The sequence below is a fragment of the Microcystis sp. MC19 genome, assembly GCF_003019735.1.
Classification (GTDB): Bacteria; Cyanobacteriota; Cyanobacteriia; order Cyanobacteriales; family Microcystaceae; genus Microcystis.
Map to the genome: position 1 here is coordinate 1887491 of NZ_CP020664.1, position 18562 is coordinate 1906052.

General features: G+C 43.3%; 16 protein-coding genes and 2 pseudogenes. 5 read left to right on the forward strand and 13 right to left on the reverse strand.

Going from position 1 to position 18562, the window contains the following annotated elements; translation table 11 throughout:
• Positions 1–278: 278 nt before the first annotated feature.
• The 3 genes from B5D77_RS09580 to B5D77_RS09590 form a co-directional block, all read right to left on the reverse strand.
• Positions 279–692 carry a hypothetical protein gene (locus tag B5D77_RS09580; protein ID WP_002801765.1) on the reverse strand — a complete coding sequence of 138 codons (414 nt, stop codon included), beginning with the start codon at positions 690–692 and terminating at the stop codon, positions 279–281.
• Positions 693–808: 116 nt separating this feature from the next.
• A complete protein-coding gene (locus tag B5D77_RS09585; RefSeq protein ID WP_106908737.1) occupies positions 809–2740 on the reverse strand; it encodes a transglycosylase domain-containing protein in 1932 nt (643 codons plus the stop codon).
• Positions 2741–2889: 149 nt separating this feature from the next.
• Complete coding sequence (locus B5D77_RS09590) at positions 2890–3375, reverse strand: pentapeptide repeat-containing protein (protein ID WP_106908738.1); 486 nt, start codon at positions 3373–3375, stop codon at positions 2890–2892.
• A 384-nt stretch (positions 3376–3759) separates the two neighbouring features.
• On the opposite strand from B5D77_RS09590, the gene B5D77_RS09595 reads away from it, so the two are divergent.
• The gene (locus B5D77_RS09595; RefSeq protein WP_106908739.1) at positions 3760–4524 is read left to right on the forward strand and encodes a YebC/PmpR family DNA-binding transcriptional regulator; all 765 of its coding nucleotides are present in this window, start codon (positions 3760–3762) and stop codon (positions 4522–4524) included.
• Between the two features lie 127 nt (positions 4525–4651).
• Here the strand turns inward: B5D77_RS09595 and B5D77_RS09600 are convergent, their stop codons facing one another.
• On the reverse strand, positions 4652–5263 hold the full coding sequence (locus B5D77_RS09600) for a 4Fe-4S single cluster domain-containing protein (RefSeq protein WP_008202585.1): 612 nt from the start codon (positions 5261–5263) through the stop codon (positions 4652–4654).
• Positions 5264–5343: 80 nt separating this feature from the next.
• Complete coding sequence (locus B5D77_RS09605) at positions 5344–6525, reverse strand: RtcB family protein (protein ID WP_008202583.1); 1182 nt, start codon at positions 6523–6525, stop codon at positions 5344–5346.
• A gap of 362 nt (positions 6526–6887) precedes the next feature.
• On the opposite strand from B5D77_RS09605, the gene dnaK reads away from it, so the two are divergent.
• Positions 6888–8792 carry a molecular chaperone DnaK gene (gene dnaK / locus B5D77_RS09610; RefSeq protein WP_008202581.1) on the forward strand — a complete coding sequence of 635 codons (1905 nt, stop codon included), beginning with the start codon at positions 6888–6890 and terminating at the stop codon, positions 8790–8792.
• Between the two features lie 248 nt (positions 8793–9040).
• Positions 9041–10249 (forward strand): sodium/glutamate symporter, encoded by a 1209-nt coding sequence (gltS, locus tag B5D77_RS09615; RefSeq protein ID WP_008202579.1) that lies wholly within the window; start codon positions 9041–9043, stop codon positions 10247–10249.
• Between the two features lie 423 nt (positions 10250–10672).
• Here gltS and B5D77_RS09620 read toward each other — a convergent pair whose 3' ends face one another.
• The 3 genes from B5D77_RS09620 to B5D77_RS27155 form a co-directional block, all read right to left on the reverse strand.
• On the reverse strand, positions 10673–11080 hold the full coding sequence (locus B5D77_RS09620) for a type II toxin-antitoxin system VapC family toxin (protein ID WP_008202577.1): 408 nt from the start codon (positions 11078–11080) through the stop codon (positions 10673–10675).
• Between the two features lie 5 nt (positions 11081–11085).
• Positions 11086–11346 carry a hypothetical protein gene (locus tag B5D77_RS09625; protein ID WP_008202575.1) on the reverse strand — a complete coding sequence of 87 codons (261 nt, stop codon included), beginning with the start codon at positions 11344–11346 and terminating at the stop codon, positions 11086–11088.
• A gap of 113 nt (positions 11347–11459) precedes the next feature.
• Entirely contained in the window at positions 11460–12440 is a 981-nt protein-coding gene (locus tag B5D77_RS27155; RefSeq protein WP_008202573.1) for a hypothetical protein, read from the reverse strand.
• A gap of 413 nt (positions 12441–12853) precedes the next feature.
• Here B5D77_RS27155 and B5D77_RS25825 point away from each other — a divergent pair, with 413 nt between their 5' ends.
• Entirely contained in the window at positions 12854–13030 is a 177-nt protein-coding gene (locus tag B5D77_RS25825) for a hypothetical protein (protein ID WP_157221751.1), read from the forward strand.
• A 187-nt stretch (positions 13031–13217) separates the two neighbouring features.
• Here the strand turns inward: B5D77_RS25825 and B5D77_RS27160 are convergent.
• The 3 genes and pseudogenes from B5D77_RS27160 to B5D77_RS27165 all read right to left on the reverse strand — a co-directional run.
• Positions 13218–13406 (reverse strand): annotated as a pseudogene (locus B5D77_RS27160) (PIN domain nuclease); the annotation flags it as partial.
• A 332-nt stretch (positions 13407–13738) separates the two neighbouring features.
• Positions 13739–13939 (reverse strand): hypothetical protein, encoded by a 201-nt coding sequence (locus B5D77_RS09645; protein WP_106908740.1) that lies wholly within the window; start codon positions 13937–13939, stop codon positions 13739–13741.
• Between the two features lie 298 nt (positions 13940–14237).
• Positions 14238–14356 (reverse strand): annotated as a pseudogene (locus B5D77_RS27165) (IS200/IS605 family transposase); the annotation flags it as partial.
• Positions 14357–14541: 185 nt separating this feature from the next.
• Here B5D77_RS27165 and B5D77_RS09655 point away from each other — a divergent pair.
• Positions 14542–15813 (forward strand): esterase-like activity of phytase family protein, encoded by a 1272-nt coding sequence (locus tag B5D77_RS09655; protein WP_106908741.1) that lies wholly within the window; start codon positions 14542–14544, stop codon positions 15811–15813.
• A 360-nt stretch (positions 15814–16173) separates the two neighbouring features.
• On the opposite strand, the gene B5D77_RS09660 is transcribed toward B5D77_RS09655, so the two are convergent.
• Positions 16174–17136, reverse strand: coding sequence for a protochlorophyllide reductase (locus tag B5D77_RS09660; RefSeq protein ID WP_106908742.1), 963 nt, complete (start codon positions 17134–17136; stop codon positions 16174–16176).
• Between the two features lie 247 nt (positions 17137–17383).
• Positions 17384–18385 (reverse strand): CsgG/HfaB family protein, encoded by a 1002-nt coding sequence (locus tag B5D77_RS09665; protein WP_008202558.1) that lies wholly within the window; start codon positions 18383–18385, stop codon positions 17384–17386.
• Positions 18386–18562: the final 177 nt, after the last annotated feature.

Sequence of the window (18562 nt, forward strand, 5' to 3'; positions counted from 1 at the left end):
CCGCATAACTGTGGCTTGCAACAGTTCGCTGCACTAGGGTTGTTATGCCGCATCAGTTACTACTGTCTGATTCACCCGCGCTGCTAGACCCATTACCCCCTGAAGTCGCCGAGGGATTTGTTAGATTAGGACTAGGTTTAGGAGTTGTCTGAGGAGCCTTTGGAGGTTGGGGACGTAGCTTGGCCACTCCATTCCAACTATGCTTGTTCTCAGTTACAGATTGAAGATGAGTATCAGAGGATTTTTCTTGGCTCATGCTTGTTCCTTTTTTAGTTAAGTTAACTACCGGCGAGGCTCTTCGCCGCCGAATCCATCCCAATTATAACGATTAGCACCATACCTACGACAAAACTGATCCCGGCAGTTGTATCTAGACACATCAATTTTCTGCTTTCAATTTCAGAACCTTCTAATAATATTTTTTTAATATGTGTAGAATTCTCGTCCAGAATATAAATGACTGAAACTACAGTAATCAGAAAGGCAAAAAGTGCAAGACCAAAAAGGATTATCTGTAAAAGGCTTGAAACTCCAACTGTTCTTAGCAAAGTAACCAACAATCCAATAGCTGTAACTGACAAACCTAATAACTGCTTATCACGTTCAAGCCTTGTATTAAGCCATGCACCTATCATTGCACTGTAAAAGGCTTTTTCCTTTGCTTCGTAGTCTTCCTTGTCTGAACTCTCCATATCTTTAGGATTCGGGTAGAGGCGATTGAATGATCAATGCCTCGATATTAGCACCCAGGCCTCTCTGGTATCAATAACGGTTTTGATGACTTCTCTTTGCCCGTTAGATTAACCATCTACTTAACTGTTGGTTTGCGGAATTTGGAAGGAGAAGGAAAATATTCTACCCGTTCATTTTTCAGAGCTTGTGCCATGAAATCACGCCAAATGGGAGCGGCAAAACCACCACCGGTGATACCTTTACCTAAAGTGCGGTTTTGGTCATCTCCAATCCACACTGCCGTGGCTAATTGGGGAACATAACCGACAAACCAGACATTTTTCTCGTTATCGGTAGTACCGGTTTTTCCCGCTGCCGGACGACCGATTTGGGCCGAGGTTGCTGTTCCCCCTTGAATAACTCCCTGTAAGACAGAGTTAAGGGAAGCGGTAGCCCAGGGGTCTAAAACTAGCTTCGGTTTGGGTGTATTATCGAGCATGACGTTACCACGGCTATCAGTAACACGCATGATAAAGGTAGGCTCGGAATGCCAGCCATTACTGGCAAAAGTAGCGTAAGCTCCCGCCATTTCCAGAGGAGTCACATCCACGGATCCCAAAGGTAAAGAAGTGACGGCAATTAAAGGACTCTCGAAACCCAGCAGACGACAGACTTCAATGACTTTATTTATCCCGACGCGACGACCGAGAACAACTGCGGGAATATTCAGAGACTGCATCAGAGCGCTACGCAGGGAAACCGGACCAGAAAAGCCGCCACCGTAGTTTTTTGGGCTATAGAAGCCGCCGGCCTCGCGAAAACGGACAGGAGCATCATTAATCACCGTTTCGGGGGTAAAACGACCACTAGCGAAGGCAGTATAATAGACGAAAGGTTTAAAAGCTGACCCCGGTTGACGACGGGATTGGATGGCCCGGTTTAATTGACTTTTATTGTAATCAACACCACCGACGAGCGCCTTGACGAAATGGGTGCGGGGATCCACTGCGACTAGAGCAATTTGTAGGTCTTTGGTGCGAATACCGCGACCACGCAAGCTATTATAGGCCTTTTGAATGGTGGACTCGGCCATGTTTTGAAAGTCGAGATCGATCGTGGTTTGAATCCGCATTCCCCCTTTAGTTAGGGTTTCCTTGCCAAATTTTTGCCGCAATTCTGCCACCACTGCATCGGTAACGTAGGGTAATTTACTTTCTTGCCAAGCGGTGGGTTTACCCAGTTTCAGCGGTTCCTTTAAAGCGGCCTCTTCCTGTGCGGGGGTAATCCAACCCAAGGTACGCATCCGACTGAGAACCAGTGCCTGTCTTTCCTTGGCGGTTTGATAATTATTAAAAGGACTATAAACTTCTGGCGCTTGGATTAATCCAGCCATCATCGCCGATTCTGCTAAATTTAACTCGGAGGCGGGTTTATTAAAATAACTTTTAGCAGCGGTTTGCACTCCGTAATTATTATGACCCCAATAGATATTATTGAGGTACATTTCCAGAATGTCATTTTTGCTAAAAACCTGTTCCACTCGTACTGCCAGGACTGCCTCGGCTAATTTACGGCTAACGGTGCGCTGATGGGAAAGAAAGATATTTTTGACTAACTGCATGGTGATGGTAGATGCACCTTCCACCACACCGCCACTTTTCCAGTTAGCCACTACTGCCCGGCCGATACTATTAGGATTAATACCACGATGGTGATAAAAATGGCTATCTTCGATCGCCATCACTGCGCGTTTCAGATTGGGAGAAATTTGATCGAGTTCCACCACTTCCCGATTCGCTTCTCCGTGTAAGCTGGTCAGGAGTCTGCCTTTAACATCGTAGATATAACTGGTTTCTGTGGGAACGTAACCGCGTAAAATCCTCACATCCGGTAGATTGCGGTAACTAATCGCTAATCCTACCACAGCCCCCGTCACCACGGCCGTGGATACCATCAACAGGCCGAGAACAGTTCCCCCTGCGACTCTGGAGACTCCTTGTAAAAAGCTATCCGAGTCACTACTAGGTTTCTGCTCTTTGTCTTGATTGCCGAGGGTACTGGTGGACACGATGGTTACAATTTCCTTTTTCCAAGAGGGGACTGATCGATCGAACTGGCTTGAAAGTCTATTCTAAAGGTTTTGTTAAAAAATCGAATACTAGCTTACAGCAATTATGGCCGATCTGGCTCTAGATTCGATCGGTCATGACAGCAGGATTAGGGACAAAATAGGGTATCGCGGGTATTTCTGCCAGTTACTGGGTTAGTTCCCGTGGCTCTCTCACAAAGATATTTTTCCACATCGGAGCGAATAATTGCATCGGTAAAATCGGCCCCGTCGATGATTGCACCTTTGATCAAAATGTTAGTGGCGAAAGCTCCTTCGAGAACGGCATTGGTAAAGTTGGCTCTGGTTAAACGGGCCGATTCTAAATCCACATTTCTCATATTGGCATCGCTAAAGTCGGCCCCCTCCAAGTTGGCCGAAAAAAAGCGCACTCCTTCTAGATTGGCATGACTGAAGTTACTACCGCGCAGATTAGAGTGATCGAAGGTGGAATCGCGCAAATCCTGCCCCGCAAAGTCATTATCGGTCAAATTACGGTTATTATAACTTAGCGCCTGGGCCGGAGCCAAGTAGAATAATAATACTAATATACTAGCAAACAAGGTTAGTAGAGTTCTGCGAGAAAATTGCGCCATATTGCCACCTGATCAATCAACCTTTTCTATAATAAGCTGTACTGGATTTAAACCGCATATCGGGAATTTTAGTACAAATGCTCGAACTAGCCGCCCCCCTATAGTTTCTAAACAGGATTTATACCAAATCCGTTTTTAATAGTGTGATTAACTCCCAAGTTATGAATTGTTTCTCCCCGCTCCGCTCTCCCCACCTCCCCCCGCAACCCGCACGAAGTGGTCTTCCCTCTACCTAATTCATAATTCATAATTCATAATTCCCACTCCCCTATAGCTTCTACACAGGATTTATGATCATTACCCTGCACTCGTTGACAATTATCCCCAGATTTACCAAGGGCGATCGATCTGCTAGATTTTTGATGTTGGATATCTTAGATAGATATGGCTGGTCATAGTAAATGGGCAAATATTAAACGACAAAAAGCCCGGGTTGATGCCAAAAAAGGGCAAACTTTCACCCAGTTATCCCGGGCCATTATCGTGGCTACGCGTAACGGTGTTCCCGATCCGGCGGGCAATTTTCAGCTACGCACGGCGATCGAAAAAGCCAAGGCGGCCGGTATTCCTAATGACAATATCGAAAGAGCGATCGCTAAAGGGGCAGGAACTTGGGAAAATAACTCAGCTTTTGAGGAAATTCGCTACGAGGGTTATGGTCCCGGGGGTGTGGCGATCCTGATCGAAGCACTGACCGATAATCGCAATCGCACGGCGGCGGATCTGCGGGCGGCTTTTAGCAAAAATGGCGGTAATTTAGGTGAAACGGGCTGTGTGGGCTGGATGTTTGACCATAAGGGGGTAATTCGCCTTGAGGGAACTATTGATGAGGATCAGCTTTTAGAAGCTTCCCTAGAGGGCCAGGCCCAATCCTACGAGTTTTTTGACAGTGAGGAGGAAGGTGAAGGGGCAGAAGTGTTTACTGAGGTGTCTAACCTGGAGAGATTGAATAAGGTTCTGCAAGCAGCGGGATTTAAGGTCAAAGAAGCAGAATTACGCTGGATTCCCACTAATACCCTAGAAGTAAGCGATCGAGACCAGGCCCGTTTTTTATTGAAGTTAATCGACACCCTAGAATCCCTAGATGATGTGCAATCGGTGACAGCTAATTTTGATTTAGTCGAGGAATTGATGTTACTGGATCTGTGATCCTAAATTCCTAGGCAGTGATCACTGATCAGATTTGAGTTTTCAGTGAGCGGTATGAAGTGAGAGTAAGTAGTTGGACAATCTTGATTACTGATCACTGTTTACTGATTACTGATTCTAGGCCTGATCAAGAAATAATCTGTCCCCAAAATCCTGTAAAAATTCGGGTTCCGTCTTTGAGAATATGAATTTCCACTTGATCCGATGCCCAATTAATCTGATCTTCCAGAGCGGGATTGAGGACGTGAATCCGTTGATTGCTAGAAGAAACGGGAGAATCGGGGGAATGAATAGCCAGGGATTCCACATAGGCCCCATCCACCAAAATATCTAACTGGGCTAATAATTCTTGGGAGTGGGGCGGTGCTTGGGTTGAGCGCAATTGTTCGATCGTAAATCCCGTGAAGGACATCACATTTAAGCCTTTTTCCTTAACATATTTAGCTAATTCTGTCAAGGCTTTTGCTTGCCAAAAAGGTTCACCTCCGGAGAAAGTTAGGCCACTATTGCGGGGATTAGCCAAAATTTTGGCAGCTAGAGACTCAACGGTAATTAATTGATTGATCTCAAAGGACCAGGAAGCTGGATTAAAACAACCCCGGCACTCGCGAGAACAACCCTGTACCCAGACCACGGCCCGACAACCGGGACCGTTAACGGCGGATTCATCCACATAGCCCATGATATTGAGATGATGGGCGGGAATTGGCGCTAATTCGGCAGCAATAGTCAGACTCATCGCTTACAATCCTCGATCGATTCCTATCTTTTTCATGCTAGGGAAAAAACGACAAAAATCGATCGCTCTTGCCATGATTTTTAACCTTTGACACACATCACCTGCTTGAGAGTGGCGACAATTTCCACTAGATCAGCCTGTTGATTCATCACCTGTTGGATCGGTTTATAAGCTCCCGGAATCTCATCAATAACGCCCTCATCCTTGCGGCATTCAACCCCTTCGGTTTGGGCGATTAAATCATCAAGAGTAAAGATTTTTTTAGCCAGATTTCTCGACATCAAGCGCCCGGCCCCGTGGGAACAGGAACAGAAGCTATTATGTTCTCCCTTGCCTTTAACAATATAAGATTGCGCTCCCATGGAACCGGGGATAATACCATAATCGGTTTCTCTAGCGCGGACTGCTCCTTTGCGGGTGACATAAACCTCCTCGCCAAAATGAATTTCTTTTTCAGCATAATTGTGATGACAATTAACTACTAAGAGGGGTTTAGTTGGTTTGCCTCCCGCTAGATGTTTTTCAACAATGCGTTTGAATCTAGCCATCATAATTTCCCGATTATAACGGGCATATTCCTGGGCCCATTGTAGGTCATGCCAGTAGGCGGCAAATTCTTCTGTACCGGCGACAAAGTAGGCCAGATCGAGGTCGGGTAATTTACCTTCTGCTAGTTTGGCTAACTCTTTGGCCGTATCAATATGACATTGGGCCAGTTGATTACCAATACCTCTAGAACCGGAATGGAGCATTAACCAAACTTGATTGTCTGTATCTAAACAAATTTCGATAAAGTGATTGCCACCCCCCAGAGAACCCATTTGTTTAAGGGCTTTTTTCTCTAGGTTTTGTACGCCTCGATGAATCTGTTTAAATTCCGCCCATTTTGGCCATTTAGTTACTTCCCGATCCACTTCTTTATTTTCCGCAAAACCGACGGGAATATTCGCCTCCACATCGAGGCGAATTTTTTTAAGTTTTCCCTGCAATTGTTCACCAGTAAAAGGCATTTTTAGGGCAGCCATGCCGCAACCGATATCCACTCCGACGGCGGCGGGAATTACGGCATCTTTGGTGGCAATCACCGAACCGACTAAAGCACCTTTACCCAAGTGAACATCGGGCATTAAAGAAATGTGTTTATAAACAAAAGGGAGGGAAGCGACATTTTTGGCCATTTGGGTCTCTTGGGGTCCCAATTCATGGCCTGCCCAAGATAAAATCGGTGTCGGTGTGGAAAGTTGCAGAGTTTCGTAAGTCATATTTTTTATGAAATAATCAGATAAAAAGCGGGTACAACCAAGGCAATAAGGCAATGGAGATTCTGCGATAAATTTAGATAAATTGTTATCGGCGATCGTATTTTAGCACCAGAGGATAAGCTGTTGACTATCTAAATTACTCCCTCAGACTGCCTCCCAGGAGAATTGTTGACTTTCACCGGAGGTTTACCGACTACTGCAATACTACCAAAAAGGTTCGGATACCTACACTATCGAGAAAGCGGGGTTATTTTGCACTATAGAGATAACGAAGGAACTGATAGGGGTGGGTATCGCCTAAAAACCGAGTACAGTTCCGATTCTAGAAGTCACTATAGTTGTATCGGAGCAGCACAAAGATTATGGGAAAAGTAGTTGGAATTGACTTAGGGACGACTAACTCCTGCGTTGCGGTTATGGAAGGGGGTAAACCCACCGTTATCGCCAACGCTGAAGGGTTTAGAACCACGCCCTCAGTCGTCGCCTACGCCAAAAGTGGCGATCGCCTAGTAGGACAAATCGCCAAACGTCAAGCGGTAATGAACCCGCAAAATACCTTTTATTCCGTCAAACGCTTTATCGGCCGGAAATTCAACGAAGTTACCAACGAAGCCACAGAAGTATCCTACAAAACTCTCCAAGACGGCAACGGCAACGTTAAATTAGACAGTCCCGCCCAGGGCAAACAATTTGCCCCCGAAGAAATTTCCGCCCAGGTACTGCGGAAACTGGTGGAAGATGCTAGTAAATACCTAGGCGAAACCGTTACCCAAGCAGTCATCACTGTACCCGCTTATTTTAATGACTCCCAACGTCAAGCCACCAAAGATGCCGGGAGAATTGCTGGGGTTGAAGTTCTCCGCATTATCAACGAACCCACTGCCGCCTCTCTTGCCTACGGATTAGACAAAAAAGCTAACGAAACCATTCTCGTTTTTGACTTGGGTGGGGGAACCTTTGACGTATCGGTTCTAGAAGTGGGTGATGGTGTCTTTGAAGTTCTTGCTACCTCTGGAGATACTCATCTCGGTGGTGATGACTTCGATAAAAAAATCGTTGATTACTTAGCCGGAGAATTCAAAAAAGTTGAAGGAATAGATCTCCGTCAAGATAAACAGGCCCTGCAACGTCTCACGGAAGCGGCAGAAAAAGCCAAAATTGAGCTTTCTAGCGTTACCCAAGCAGAAATTAACCTGCCCTTCATCACCGCTACCGCCGAAGGGCCAAAACACCTAGATACCACGTTAACCAGAGCTAAATTTGAGGAAATTTGCGCCGATTTAATTGATCGCTGTCGGATTCCCGTCGAAAATGCCATCCGTGATGCCAAAATCGATAAATCTGCCCTCGATGAAGTGGTTCTCGTCGGTGGTTCAACCCGGATTCCTGCCGTTCAAGAATTAGTTAAAAAAGTCCTGGGCAAAGATCCCAACCAAAGCGTTAACCCCGATGAAGTGGTAGCCGTCGGTGCTGCCATTCAAGGTGGTGTTCTCGCCGGTGAAGTCAAAGATATTCTTCTGCTTGATGTTTCGCCCCTGTCTTTGGGTGTGGAAACCCTTGGCGGTGTGATGACGCGGATTATTACCCGCAACACCACTATTCCCACCAAAAAATCGGAAGTTTTCTCCACAGCAGTGGATGGACAAACTAACGTGGAAATCCACGTCCTGCAAGGGGAACGGGAAATGGCCAAAGATAACAAGAGTTTGGGAACTTTCCGACTCGATGGCATCCCTCCCGCTCCTCGTGGTGTGCCTCAAATCGAAGTGGTTTTCGACATCGATGCTAACGGTATTCTCAATGTCACCGCTAAGGATAAAGGTACAGGAAAAGAACAATCGATCAGCATCACCGGCGCTTCTACCCTGCCCCAAAATGAAGTGGAACGCATGGTTAATGAGGCAGAATCGAACGCCTCGGTCGATAAGGAACGTCGTGAACGCATTGAACGCAAAAATCAAGCTGATTCCTTGGTTTATCAAGCTGAGAAGCAGTTGGAAGAGTTAGGCGATAAGGTTCCTCCATCTGAGAAAAATAAAGCCCAAGGGTTGATTAAAGACCTGAAAGAAGCGATCGCTCAAGACGATGATGGTAAGATCAAAACCATCCTACCGGAATTACAACAAGCCCTCTATGCGATCGGTAGCAGTATGTATCAGCAAGGAGCCCCCAGCAATCCCCCCGGTGGCAATGATGGCAATGGCCCCTCTGGTGGTGCCGGTGGTGGCGATGATGTCATCGATGCCGAATTCTCCGACGCTAAATAAAAATTAAGTTCCTAGCTTCGGGAAGGACACAATTTACTTTGTGTCCTTTTTTCATTGCGGCTTTCTTACAGATAAGGTTGTTATACTAAATCCGTTGAGTATAGGCTACTTATGAGGAGAGGCACTCATGCAAGAGGCACTCATGCAAAACGGAGAATAAATAATCAGTTTTTAAGAAGCTGATTTATTGTTAATGAAAATTAGGACTAAACCTAAGTAGAGCATCTTGGAGAACTAAGATTAAGAAAATGGAAATTTACCAATTTAGCCAACGCCAGACAATTATTATGGCTATTCTAGTCCTCTATCTCGGTAAGTATTTAACCAAAAATATCAAATTTCTGCAAGACTATAACATTCCTGATGCCGTTGCTGGTGGTGTCTTAGCTTCCTTATTTTTCGGTCTATTTTTTGCTGTTTTTAAATGGCAAATCGAATTTACCCTTAATGTTCGGGATGCCCTGTTAATCGTTTTTTTTACTACTATCGGGCTGTCCTCAAAACTAAAAACCCTGCTGCAAGGGGGTAAACCCTTGCTAATTTTATTAATAACCGCCGTGGTTTATCTCATTCTACAAAATTTAGCTGGGTTAGGAGTGGCAAAAGTGATGGGATTAGATTTACCCATCGGTTTGATTGCTGGTTCCGTTTCTTTGAGTGGGGGTCACGGGACTGCCATTGCTTGGGCTTCTATTTTTCGTGATAATTATGGCATCGCCAAAGCATCAGAAATCGGTGTAGCTAGTGCTACTTTTGGGCTAGTTTTAGGGGGAATTATTGGCGGACCGGTGGCTAAATGGTTAATTACTAGAAATCGACTGCGAGCCAATAATCAAGACCAAGATTTAACGGTGGGAATTAAACAAAGCCAGAGGAATGTCAATATCGATTACAATACAATGCTCCATTCAATCTTAGTGATTGGTTTAACTATCGGTTTAGGTAATCAGATTAACTACTGGGTAACTCCCCTTGGGTTAAAATTACCGGATTTTGTCCCCTGTTTATTGGCAGGAATTATCCTGACTAATACCGTACCTTTGGTGTTGAAACGCTTTCCTTGGCCCGCTAATACGCCCTCTTTAGCCTTAATTTCTGATGTTAGTCTCGGTTTATTCCTATCTATGTCCTTGATGAGTTTACAATTATGGACATTGATCGATTTGGCCGGACCGATTGCTATCCTGTTATTAGTGCAGTTCTCACTCAGTATTATTTATACTGTTTTACTGGTCTTTCCCGTAATGGGAAAAAACTATCATGCTTCAGTAGTTTGCGCCGGTTATTTGGGTTTAACTCTAGGGGCAACTCCCACAGCGATCGCCAATATGACAGCGGTAACGGAAAATTTTGGGGCTTCTCCCCAAGCATTTATTATTGTTCCTTTGGTGGGGGCATTTTTTATTGATTTGTCTAATGCTTTTATCATCCAGCAATTTTTGAATTTTCTGACTTAAAAATTTTTATCGATCAAGTAATTATTGAGGAAAGTTGACTAATCTTTTCCGTCAAGATTGGCAAAAGCTTGCAGTAAAATCGGAATAATACGGCCAGGGTAAGAGCATCTCAATTAGGCTTGACAAAAGGCTTTCAGCACAGCCATCATATAGTTATTAAGCTAAGACGCATTTAAAGCACTTATTCTTAAGATTAGCCGAATCTCCCCCAATCCCTTTACTGTTGCCTCTTGCCTCTTGCCTCTTGCCTCGTCTCAACAAGCAATTTAAATGCTTAACAGCTTATCCATGGCCGCCCGTTTACTTTTTTGTGCTAGACTACGTCGGTAAGTCGATTCTTGGTTAAGAGCGTTAAGTGCTCGTCTCAAGAATGCTCCCATAAGGAAACGGGGTTAACATTAGCTAGGTTGTATTTTTATTGGTTTATGGTACACAAGTAATTCCTAATCCTGCCATTTGACGAATATGATCATCAAAAGCGAATACCTCGAATATTTGCAAGCGATGAGCCATAACTAAAATAGAACAATCTGTGTAACTCCATTTTTTATCATTGTATTTACAGAAAGCCTCCCATGTTGCCAGATCGTCACTATCTGATAGATTAATATAATGATGATCTTCTCTTAGTATTTGACCTACTTGAATTGAGGCTTTACTGGAAACCTTACTCCGGATCCAAGTAACCGTTTCATCAAATACTGATTCTAGAATAATCCAACTATTATGAGGATTTTCTAGGCAATAATTTTGAGCGGTTTCGTGATGAGTTTCAGATTTAATAAAAAAAGCAATTAAAGCAGAAGTATCGACAATAATTTCTTTAGTCACAAATCTTAATAGAGAGTTTCATCAATGTTTTCAGCGTAGTTAGTAACAACTTGACCATGATTATCTTGTCCGATAATATATTTAGGTTCAGGTTGGTTAATTTCTAAACTTCCGCAAAGTTCCCAAGTGCGAGTTTTAGTAATATCTGGTAATTTAGTTTGAATATAATTTTCCAAGGCTTTGATGACAATCTCTTGAACCGAGGATTTTTGTTCTTGTAAACGAGATATTAATTCATCAGGAATTTCGAGCAATATTTGAGTCATTGATAAACCTTAGAGATTAACGTTGTTTTACTAAAATTCTAGCCTGCTTTTTAATTATAACAAAGAGACGCAAACTCCGTCGCTTACGTCCCCAATTAACCCTAAATCAAAGTTTACCGCTTGAATAACCGAGAAATCACCCGTTTTAAGCTATATCCTCCTGCAAGCAAAAGTAATCCAACCACGTTATCGCTTTCGGGGACAGACTGCGGTGGTGGGGGAGGGTTAGCTGGGGAAAATTGGAACTGTACTTCACCATTATAATAATTATAGTAAGCTATTGGTGTAGTATAGCGATCATCGCCCGAAAAACCTTTGGAGCAGTTATAACTTATAGGTGTACCTTTACATAAATATTTTGCTTGTTGCCAAAGATAATACTTTTGATTAGTAGAATCAAAAAATAAATTCCAATTAAAAAGAATATATCTTTCACTATTCAGAGAGGTAAAAACAATTCCGTTATAGGTTAGCGGTAGTAAATTATCATAATATTTGAGGTAATAATTTTTATTAATGCTTGGAGTTCCCATCTCAGGAATCAAGCCAGGTGGAGGCACTTGAAACATACTATCTCCCCACGCATCTATCCCTGTAATCCCCGTAACAAGACATTGACTTGTAAAATTGTTACAATCGTTAGTTGTAAAAGTTCCCGCATAAAATCTGTTACCAATTCCAATTGTAAAATTCCATAACTGGGAAGCCGAAGCAGGATTAGAATTAACAAGAAGCATTCCAGCAGTTGCAAGGGTAACTCCAGAAATCAAGCCTAAAACGTTACTGATTTTCTTACACAGTTTTATCAATTTATTGAAAACCGCACCACCACTACCTCGGTTCGCATAATTTCGACTAAAAACCGAATCAACAGCAGTTTCTGTTCCGGCAAATCCCCCATAAATCCCGACATTATTTTTTAGGGTAAAACTCGCGGTTCTGTCAGTTCCCGTAGTGGGTTTATACGTCCCCGCAGTCACCCAAATCTCATCACTAGATTGTGCAGCGGTTAGCGCACTTACTAAACTGCCATAAGCATTATTCCAAGCGGAACCATTACCTGTCGCACCAGACTTAACGTAGATGATAGCCATGATATACCTCGTGTGAAAAAGATGGTACAGAGTCAATAGGGAATCCACCCGAACCTTAGTTCGAGTTAGATAAAGTTGATAAGTAAGCGAATAGTGGAGAAAACTGCCTCTAAAGACACCAAAACCATTAATCAAGCTTGGATGTCAGAAAATTTAGCACTGGTTAGGGATAATGCTTAGATTGTAGAGGCGAATAATTATAAGTCCCGTTTATTTTTTTTTTTTATTCATCAGCAGAGCTTATTAAATAACCCATGCAGAGAGAAAATATCTGGTACAATGGCACTCCTACAAGGATTTACCTAGGGATAAGCCGATTTATGTTGCTAAGGTTATATTTTGATAAACTTTTGTCAAGTCAGTTAGAGTAGGGAGATGACTACAGCCTTGTCATCGGAGTCAGCCATGGGAATTTGGCCGCTATTATTGATGGTAAAGGCGGAGATACCATCGCCATCGAGGTTAGGATTACCTGCGGTGATATTGTAGGTTCAGGGGTTATTATCGGCATCGGTGGCGTTAATTGTGCCGACGACTGTACCGTTAGGACTGGTTTTAGAAATGCTAAACACAGCATCATTAACCAGTAAAATAATTGGCTCTCCCAGCTTTGGTGGGTAAAATGTATTCTAAGATACATTTCTCAAGAGCGAGGGGGTGGAACGAACCACAAAGACACAAAGGACACAAAGATCGATCGATCCTATGTCAATTAAACTTATCACACAGAACCTAGAAGAGCCAAATAATTTTATTGCTTAAAGGGATTAATAAATTTTATTGCTTAAAGGGATTAATAATAGTGAATTTTTTATCAACAATTAAACCATCTTGCATATCTTCTGAATACAAAATATTTGCATCATAACATAAAGCGCAAGCAATCACTAAACTATCCCAAAATGATAGATGGTATTGAGTTCTCAGATTAGATGCAGATTCAAAAATATCAAGATTAAATGAGATAATACCAATTCTCCAAAGTCTGACTACAGAAGTTTAATCCCCCTAAATCCCCCTTAAAAAGGGGGATTTAAATTCGATGTGTAGTTTTCATTTAGAGAAATGGTATAACTTGATATTTGCTATAAAAGGAAACAATTAATTTAAACAATTGTTTTTCATCAAGCTTATGCTTTTTAAGTAAATTACAAGAAACCTCATTAATTATTTGGGTACTGATAATGATGGACTTTTCTTTAATTAATTGTTTTGCCAATATTCTTTTACCTTCTTCTTTTTTATCAGTGGAAAAAGCATAAAGCTAAATATTAGACTCAACAAAACAAATATGACTTTTAAGTTCTGTCATAAATTTCTTCTCGTTTCATAAATTCTAAATTATCAACCTCTATAGGATTTTCCAACAGGTATTCAATCATATCAATTTTAGTTTCACTTTTATTGAGTTGATTTTGAGCTTTAAATACGGCAATAATTGCTTGTATCTGCTGAATTTGTTCAGGTTTAAGTCCAGTTACATTAATATTTTTAATCATGGCTACATTGGAATGATTTTTACTTTAATTATACTAATTACACGCTCTCACAATCATGATCTTCCTTTTTTACATCTTTGACTAAAATTATCGGTGTTTATGAAGAGTTATTATAGCCTAGCCTTTGAATTATAACAAAGAGACATAAACCCCGTGCTTGTCCCCCTCTCAGTATACTGATAGTTTATTTAACAAAATAGTCCTCAAAGTTTTTCGCAGTAAACATTTCACGATTTCATGAGCAAAAATTATCACACAAAGTCGAGAACAGCCCAATTTCTACAAACCTGATCTCCTATCGTTTTTCCATCTCCAGACAGACTTCTTTCAACAAGCTATCTACCTGTTTGTCGAAAACGGCTTTACGATATATAGCAAAACACTTACATTATGGCTCTTATGGATGTATTGACTCATTTTTCTATTATACGCTGCGAGCGGCGGGGAATTAGACCCGAAGAGATTAAAGCATATCTAAATATTTTTGGGTTAAAAGTTAAACTTCAGGCTTTCATTTAGTGCAAGTGTACTAAATAAATAATTTTCCCAAAAAAATTAGTTAACACACGATTGTAACATATAATTAATTTGCAAGAGTTCTAATGTTTTTTGGGATAGAAATCATGAAATCCCCCTCTCGTTTTTTCATCGGGATCGCTGGAACCATAACGGTCGGTTTCCTCGCTACCTCGTCGGTTCAAGCTTCGCCTTTAAATTTACAATTTCTCGGTCAATCGATTGTTCCCACGGGGTTTATTCCCTCAGGCCCAGCGGGAACCGTGAACGGTGTCTCCGTTCCGGTCGGGGGATTATCGGGCATTACCTACGATCCGGCGGGCAATAACTTTTACATCATCTCGGACGATCGCTCTCAGAACGGCCCAGCGCGTTTCTACACCGCAACGATCAATCCGACGCTATTTAATGTTAATGGGACGAATAGCGGCGTTACCTTTACCGGTGTTACCCCACTTTTACAGACTAACGGGCAAACTTTCCCCGCGCTGGGTCTCGATCCAGAAGGGATCGCGCTCGTGGGTTCTAATCTGTATATTTCCTCCGAAGGGGAGGTCTCTAGCAATCAGATTCTCGATCCCTTTGTCAATCGATTCGCGCTGGCCAACGGTCAACAGAACGATACTTTACCGATTCCAAACCAGTTTATCCCCGCGCCGAACTCGATTCCCACCACAAGCGGGGTTCGCAATAATCTGGCTCTAGAAAGTCTGACCACCACCCCAGATCAGCGATTCCTGTTCACGGCCTCCGAGAACGCGCTTGTGCAGGATGGGCCGGCCGCGACGCCAACGAACGGTTCTCCCTCACGGATATTGCAGTACAATCTCGCTAATGGACAGCCGATCGCTCAATTTCTCTACAATACCGATCCAATCGCCCTTCCCCCGATTATTCCAAGCCAAGTCGATGTCAACGGACTCGTCGATTTACTGGCACTTGATAATAGTGGCCAACGCTTTCTCTCCCTAGAACGTTCTTTCTCTATAACGACGGGAACACCGGGGAATACGGGCTATACTGTGAAAATCTACGAGGTTTCCCTGGAGGGGGCCACCGACATCAGTGCCTTTTCCAGTATTAATGGGGTTTCGGGTATCGTGGCCGCCCAGAAAACCCTATTATTCGATCTGACCTCGTTAAATATCCCCATCGATAACGTGGAGGGGATTGCCTTCGGCCCCGATTTACCGAACGGCAAGCGATCAATAATTCTCGTCAGCGACAATAACTTTACCCAGCTCCAATTTACTCAATTTCTCGCCTTTAGCGTGGAAACTGTACCCGAACCCTCAACCCTCGCAGGATTGCTGGTGATCGGTTGCGGTGTCATTCTAGTCAAAAAACGGGAAAGCTAAACAAAATCTGGCAACAGCATAGAGATCAGGCTATCTTTGGGGTTGCCGAGCGTTTCGTCAATTGGACAATGGCTCTTCTAGGTTCTGTGTGATAAGTTTAACTTACATAGGATCGATCTTTGTGTCCTCTGTGTCTCTGTGGTTCCTTCCACTCCCTCGCTCTTAAGGAATGTATCTTAGAATACATTTTACCCACCAAATCCAAGAGAGCCTAATACCAAATCCGTTTTTAATAATATCATTAACTGCCAATCAAACTTTAAAAACCCAGTTATGGACTGTTTCTCCCTGTCCCAGCACTCCCCGTTTCCACAAGGACACAAGTTACCTTGTGTCCCTTTTCAGTCTCAAAATCGGAAATTAGGCTAATCCGACTAATTTAGCACTGTATTCCCACATTTTTTCGCCTCTTTCATCATCGCGAGCTTGAGGAGAAACCCTTTGCACAAAAGATTTACCCTCTTTTTTCTGACGGTTGCCCCAACTCCAGTAAGCGCCGGATTGACGGTATTCGGGGTCAGCCACCACCATGGCCACTCTTTCCCCAGCTAATTCTTGGGAAACATAGCCACCGGTGATATTTTTCTGGAACCAGGGGAAAAACTGCTGGAAAAAGGGGTAATGATTGCGGAAAAGGGGTGTATCGGCCACACAACCCGGATAGAGGGAAGTAAAAGTAATTCCGGTAGATTCGTGATAGCGTTTGTGCAGTTCCCGCATGGTGAGAACATTACAAACCTTACTATCTTTGTAGGCTTTGACCGATTCAAATTTTTTGCCGTCGGCCATAGTAATCGGTTCTTTGAAACCCTTGGCAAACCCTTCCAAATCGCCCAAATCGGGACGAGGAGGAATTTTACCGCCTAATTCATCGGGATTATGGGTGACAGTGCCGAGAATGACTAAACGGCGGTCGGGAGAAGGGGAATTTTTTAGATCTTCCAAGAGCAAATTCGACAAGAGGAAATGACCTAAATGATTGGTGGCCATGCTCAATTCATAACCGTCGGGACTTCTTAAAGGTTCTTTGAGCAAAGGCAGATAGATAGCGGCATTACAGACTAAAGCGGTTAGAGGTCTGCCCAAGGCCCGGAAATTTTTAACGAAGCGCCGGACGCTATCGAGGGAACCGAGGTCGATAAATTCAATACAGTAGTTATCCCGGGGAATGTTTAATTCCTTGGCCGCCTGTTCCATTTTCGGGATATCCCGACAGGCCATAACCACAAACCAACCTCTTTGAGCAAGGGATTTAGCGGCGTAGAGACCGACTCCAGAAGTTGTCCCAGTAATGATCACCGTGGGTTTTTGATCTTGTACCATTTTTTGATAGTTTTCGTTAATCGCTCTGGTCTAGGGAATATCCAAGGGATTCCAATCATAAATTCTATCGGTTGTCTTACCTGACCCCCAGGTTCGCTTTACATAACTTCAAATTTTCGTGAGTGTTCACTTATCAGTGATCAGTTATCAGTGATCAGTGATCAGACTTGAGTTTTAAGTTTACCGATCTTCCCACTTCCCCACCTCCCCACTTCATAATTCATAATTCATAATTCATAATTCCCGATTAACGAATGGGTTTAGCTAAATCACCGACTTTAAAACCATTACCGGTAATGATGCGACCGACGCTAGATTGACCATCAGCTTCGACAATTTCGAGAGTGCCAATCGGTTGAGTAATCTGACGGATAACCTTACCCGTTTGCGGATCCTTGACCGTTTGAGTCGTCCGTTCGATGGAAATGCGTAAACCGACACGATAGCCTTCTCCCGTACCTTTATTGAGAATTACCTGATTTCCCGCCACGGCAGCCACTAAAGCGGTGACAGTCGGGAGCGAGCGAGGTGTAGCGGCGATTTGGTCGGCTTTATCATTGAGATTATCCACCACCTGCGCCACTGCCTTATCCGTGGCAATACTGAGTAATTTCCCTTCGTTGGAGGTTTGGGAACCACCCCCAACTCCTAAAACCACGGTTGAACCATCGGATTGATTGGCAGTACCATCTCCCTGAGCGGTGGTAATAATTTCGGCCGTGGTGGTATTAATTGCCCGGACATTTAACTTGACAAAAGCATCGGTTTCTGTCTTGGCGGTGCTAAAAATAATAAACGAGCCACCGGATTGTTTTTTTTGTAAATCGAATTGGGTAATCGAACCGATAATCACCACATCTACCCCCAAAATTTGCCCGATTTGAGCGGCGGTAGCGGCATCTACACGTCCCGAAGCACCCAAATTCTGTTCTCTGAGGACGGCATCAATGCGACTGCGCTCAATGACTGTATAGCGACCACTTTCCACTAATTTGTTGACGAGAATATCACTGACACCACTGGCTCCACCATTGAGAAATGTTAACCACTGGGGATTACTGAGACCGCTATAATCGAAGTCTAAAACCGCTACTCGCACCTTTTCGCTTTTTTGGGCTAAGAGTAACGGTAAATTGTTAGAGGTAGCTTGGGAGAAAGCCGGTGCGTTGAAGCTAAAACCCAAACTAGAAGCGACTCCCACAAGGGTGATTAGGGCAGAAAAACCACGGATACTATCTCGATCAAACATGATAAGGGGTTCTCCAGTCAAATAGAATATAGATCATCGAAAATTTGGGTCTGAAACCCCGTCGTTCTACGACGGCTTTACTGTTAAATATGAGCATCGTTTACGAAATATATGCTAGTGTGAAAGGACATGGAAAAAGCCAGAAATGTTGAATCTCGTAACAAAACTTTACATTTA

Coding starts and splice junctions, on each gene's coding strand:
- B5D77_RS09580 (WP_002801765.1), bottom strand. CDS start 692: ATGGAGAGTTCAGACAAGGAAGACTACGAAGCAAAGGAAAAAGCCTTT.
- B5D77_RS09590 (WP_106908738.1), bottom strand. CDS start 3,375: ATGGCGCAATTTTCTCGCAGAACTCTACTAACCTTGTTTGCTAGTATA.
- B5D77_RS09595 (WP_106908739.1), top strand. CDS start 3,760: ATGGCTGGTCATAGTAAATGGGCAAATATTAAACGACAAAAAGCCCGG.
- B5D77_RS09600 (WP_008202585.1), bottom strand. CDS start 5,263: ATGAGTCTGACTATTGCTGCCGAATTAGCGCCAATTCCCGCCCATCAT.
- B5D77_RS09605 (WP_008202583.1), bottom strand. CDS start 6,525: ATGACTTACGAAACTCTGCAACTTTCCACACCGACACCGATTTTATCT.
- dnaK (WP_008202581.1), top strand. CDS start 6,888: ATGGGAAAAGTAGTTGGAATTGACTTAGGGACGACTAACTCCTGCGTT.
- gltS (WP_008202579.1), top strand. CDS start 9,041: ATGGAAATTTACCAATTTAGCCAACGCCAGACAATTATTATGGCTATT.
- B5D77_RS09625 (WP_008202575.1), bottom strand. CDS start 11,346: ATGACTCAAATATTGCTCGAAATTCCTGATGAATTAATATCTCGTTTA.
- B5D77_RS27155 (WP_008202573.1), bottom strand. CDS start 12,440: ATGGCTATCATCTACGTTAAGTCTGGTGCGACAGGTAATGGTTCCGCT.
- B5D77_RS09645 (WP_106908740.1), bottom strand. CDS start 13,939: ATGATTAAAAATATTAATGTAACTGGACTTAAACCTGAACAAATTCAG.
- B5D77_RS09655 (WP_106908741.1), top strand. CDS start 14,542: ATGTTTTTTGGGATAGAAATCATGAAATCCCCCTCTCGTTTTTTCATC.
- B5D77_RS09660 (WP_106908742.1), bottom strand. CDS start 17,136: ATGGTACAAGATCAAAAACCCACGGTGATCATTACTGGGACAACTTCT.
- B5D77_RS09665 (WP_008202558.1), bottom strand. CDS start 18,385: ATGTTTGATCGAGATAGTATCCGTGGTTTTTCTGCCCTAATCACCCTT.